1 protein-coding gene is annotated in these 443 nt (G+C 74.3%); it reads left to right on the top strand.

What is annotated here, in order from left to right; genetic code table 11:
• A partial coding sequence (locus ACNPM4_RS19280) for a MurR/RpiR family transcriptional regulator (protein WP_448986835.1) occupies nucleotides 1-443 on the top strand: 443 nt, incomplete at both ends.

The following is a 443-nucleotide window of genomic DNA, read 5'->3' as shown; positions in this document are numbered from 1 at the left end:
CGCGCGCGAGCGGGCGAGTTCGGCGCCATCGCAGGATGCCGCGGCCGATGCCACGATGCTCGGGGCGCTTCGTGGTGCGGTCGACCGCTTCGCGTCCCGCCTGGCACACACCGTCTCCGCGGTCACCGAGGAGACCCTGGCGGCCTTCGTCGGCGAGCTCGACGGTGCGACGCGGCTCCTCGTCGCGGCCAACGGTCTCTCCGCGCCGGTCGGCGCCGATCTCTCGATGCGCCTGACCTCGGCCGGTCGACCCGCCGAGTACGTGGCGGACACCCTCGGCCAGCAGATCACCGCGTCGCAGCTCGGCGCCGGCTCGGCCTGCCTGGTCGTGTCCGGGTCGGGGGTGAATCGCGCATCGATCGACGTGATGACGGCCGCGCGGGCGAGCGGCGCCCGGGTGCTCGCGATCACGTCGTTCCCGCGCTCACCGGTCGCCGAGATGG

This window comes from Microbacterium umsixpiens (assembly GCF_053543675.1).
This window is presented reverse-complemented; position numbering and strand designations above follow the sequence as displayed.